General features: G+C 42.9%; 1 protein-coding gene. It reads right to left on the reverse strand.

Annotated elements, in window-relative coordinates:
- Positions 1-3,384: retention module-containing protein (locus AB4232_RS21815; protein WP_372088001.1), on the reverse strand; the 3,384-nt coding region annotated here is incomplete at its 3' end.
- Between the last annotated feature and the right edge of the window lie 656 nt (positions 3,385-4,040).

Below are 4,040 nucleotides of genomic sequence, written 5' to 3' on the forward strand. Positions count from 1 at the left end.
GTACTCACCCACCGTGCTGGTAGAAAAGCTAATAGTAAAGACGGGAACCTCTGGGTTGGCTCCATCTTTCACAAAGCCAATGTACTGGTTGCTGTTTTGTGGATCGACACGTAACTCGACGGCTAACCCGCCCGATTTAAGCGCGTCGTTGGTGTTGAATTGAGCAGGATCGATACGGAACTTGACTACATCATCACTTTGATTGGTAAACGAGATCGTCTCGGTTTGACTCACAGGCGCGTTGCTTGCTGCCGAGCCATCTGTAAGGTTAGATTCTGATAGCGTGACGCTTGGAATAGTATTGATGATTGGAATATCACCATCGGTGATGGTCAAAGTAACGGTGGATGTCACCGGATCTTTATCAAAGTCACTTGACGTCACCACGATCGTCTTAACGATATCTTCGCTGCTTGTGTGGTTTAAATCGCGATTGGGTTCAAAGCGTATTTCACCTTCAAGGGTAACAAACAGTTTTCCCTCAGGCACAGTGATAAGCTGCTCTCCCGTTAAGCCCTGATTCAAGATGTAAACGGTATTATCATACGTGATCTGGGTAATGGTCGCGCCATCAGCACTCTGATCAGGCATCACATCAATGGTGGCAGTCGTCACCTTACCAGCAGCCAAATCCGCAACCGTCGGCTCAACAATATTGAGCACACCATCTTTCATGATTTGCACATCATCACCGATGGTCATTGTAAGCGGGGAAATTTGCGAGCTATCGCCATCAGTGTCCACGGCGTAAACAGGCAGTTCAAAGTTTAGCTCGTTATTTGCAAGGCCATCTTCATGATCTAACGCTTCAAGCAGCGTGAAGGTGTATTCCCCTAATGTGCTTGTAGAAAAGCTAATCGTGAATACTGGGACATCAGGGTTTACCCCATCGTTAACAAAACCTATGTAAGTACCTGAGTTCTGGGGGTCTTCCTTGAGTTCAACGACAAGCCCATTCGATTTGAGCGTATCATTGGTATTGAATAAGTTTGGATCAATCCGAAAACTCGCGACATCATCACTACCGGCTGTAAACGTAATCGTTTCAGTGGCGCTAACCGCATTTCCGCTTGGCGAAGATCCGTCACCAAGATTCGTTTCAGATAATGTCACTGGTGGAACTAGGTTAATTACCGGATCTTGGCCATCAGTAATACTAAGATCAAGCGTTGAGAAGCTCTCGTCACCATCAGCATCTTCAGCTAAAAAGGCAAATTGTTTTACTATGGTTTCGCTGCTTGAGTGGTTGATATCACGAGCGACTTCAAAACTAAAATCACCATTGAGTGAAATCGTTGCAACCCCTTCTGTAAATGGGAAAGTTTGTGCCGCATCTGGGAGTAGATTTTGGTCTAACTTGTATTCGACCCCATCGTAAGACAGTGATTGGATTGTCGAACCATCCGCACCCTCAAAGTTGAATAGATTGTAAGAAACAACAGTATCACCAGCTAAGGTCGGTTCATCGACGGAAACGACATTATCGATGAGTTCGACCACATCATCTTTTACACTGATTAAGATCTCAGCAGCTTCTGGTGTATTTGACCCACCAGATAGTGCAGAGCGGTCACCATCCGCGTCAACCGCGTAAATGGGCAATACAAAGGTTAGCAACTCACCTTCAGAACCTTGATGTGAAAGCGATTCGTACAGAGTAAATTCATAATTCCCCAATGATGGACTATCGACTTTAACGTCAAAGACCGTAATTCGAGATCCATTGACCTCAACATAACCTTCATACGTTCTCACACCATTGGTTTGACTAACTAACTCTAATTGAACGGCAGCACCATTGGAAACCAAGGCTCCCGCTGTATTAAATTCAGTCGGTTCAAGTTCGTAATGGTCAATAATGTCACTTTCAAAAACACTTGCTGTGATACTGCCAATACCGCCTACTGGGGTTGTTCCTTCTTGTGAGCCGCCAACAATGCCTGACTCATCAACATCGATGCCATCAACATTAATAATGAACGGGCTATCACCATCAGAGATATCAACCTTAATCGTATTCGTTACGACATCCTGGTCAAAATCGGTAACCGTGATCGGTAGAGAGAATGAAAGCGTGTCGGAGCTCACTTCTTCTATTGGTTTAAACTGTTGGAAATTATATGTGCCATCGGTATCGAGAGAGATTGTGAGAACAACCTCACCTCTCCCTTGAATAGACAGAGTGATCGTTGTTCCGTCATCAGACAGTCTTGCTACCGTATTTTGGTTATCACTGAGCAACCCATCAAACTCTCCTAACGCACTTGCATCAAAGACAGCAGATTGAAGTTTATCACTTCCAATATTAGAAAAAGTGCCTTCAATAGGTGCACTACTCGTTTCTACATTATTGATATTCACGCTTTCAGCAGACGGATTCACCCCGTCAAATAAAGTAACCAGCGCATTAATTGGTGATGCTATTGGGTTTCCTGCGGAGTCTTCACCTTGAATATCAAAAGCAAAGTTAATTTGATCGCCAGTATAAGAGACCTGCCCACCACCGATAGACGGAACATGATCAATAGATTGAGAAATCGTGGTGGTTAATGAGATATCGATATTATTGCCAACACTAGTAGCATCAATATCGATACGTAATACTTCGTCAGTACCTTGAACACCAACAATGGAATTCGTTACCGAGTCGTAAGTAAACGTGACAACTTGGCCGCTTGATGTAATGTCGTTATTAAGCTCACTTAGGAGTGAAGCAAGGGAGAGTGTGTCTGGGACAAAAGAATCTGGGTCTAGAGCTAAACTGCCCGCAATAATCGTTTCTGTGGTCGTAATAGATTGGGGGTAGGTATTGCCAGAAATAGAACCTTCAGTGACTGATTCGCTGATCGATTGACCACCAGCTGAACGGGTGATCGTTCTAAATTCCTCTCGAGTTTCCTCTACCTCTTCTTTCGCAAGCCCTGATGTCTCAAAGAATGTCGAGGGCTGAGTTTGAATATTATTGTATTCAATCGTAACAAAGCCAGCATTTGCAGAGCCTAGCCCTTCACCAGCAGCCGTTGCTTCCAAAATTTCAGTAGGATCGGCGCCACCTAAAATAGCTTCTTGGATTGCCGCAATATCATCGTCAGTAAATGCTCCGTCGTCAGATTGCTCTAGATCGAAATTGACCTCTCCGGCGACAGGGGCATCAGCCCAAGACAATTCTTGGTCAATACATCCAACACAATTCTCGCCAACCAGAACCTCACCATTTGGAGCACCTAATACAAGTTCTGCATTATTTGCGGTAATGACTATCTCATTTTCACGGATGATATCGCCAACTAGAACTTTTTTTGGGTTGCCGTCAGGTGTTACTACAACCACATCCCCACTTACTGCTTCAACAACCGCAGCTTGGCGCGAAACCTCAATATCCATATATCCCCCGTTATCACAAGCACTCTTATCTAGAGCTGTACAAATTATTTTTGTTAATCATTACAGGCTTTAATCAAATTCATACTTACCCCTCATCAATGGCCAATCTTTTGTTGTGCCTCTTCGAGTTGAAAAGAGATAAGTATTTAACCTGTTTTTTTTATAGTTTACTTACTGTTAAGCCTAGTCTTCCCCATAAAAAATGCCATGTCTGTGCTAAGAGACTCCTTTTCACAAATTCACTTATTCTCTATGGATTTCTAAAACACAAATTAAACGTTAGTAGTGCATTGATTTATATGCAAATAAACTCACAGCGATGTTACATCTCTTTAATCCTATAAAGATATACAGGAATAAAGTAGATAAATCATGAGCGAATATAAGACATTGCTTGAGGCAAACGATGTGATAGCAATAAAGCAGAGAGTAGTCCCAAACTTGAGACAATGTTCAGCACAAAGCGGATGAAAAACCATTTATTAAGCGTATATTTCGCCAATTTCATATATGCCCATCAACATATTAAGGTGCTATGGAGGAACAATAGTCATGACTTATCATTCGATACACACATATCAAAAGGAATACGTTTTAGGACAAAACAATAGATACAAAAAAGCCGCCCGAGTTTAACTCGGGCGGCTTTTAGAAGA

This window comes from Vibrio sp. 10N.286.46.A8, from assembly GCF_041470165.1.
GTDB classification, from domain to species: Bacteria; Pseudomonadota; Gammaproteobacteria; order Enterobacterales; family Vibrionaceae; genus Vibrio; species Vibrio tasmaniensis_A.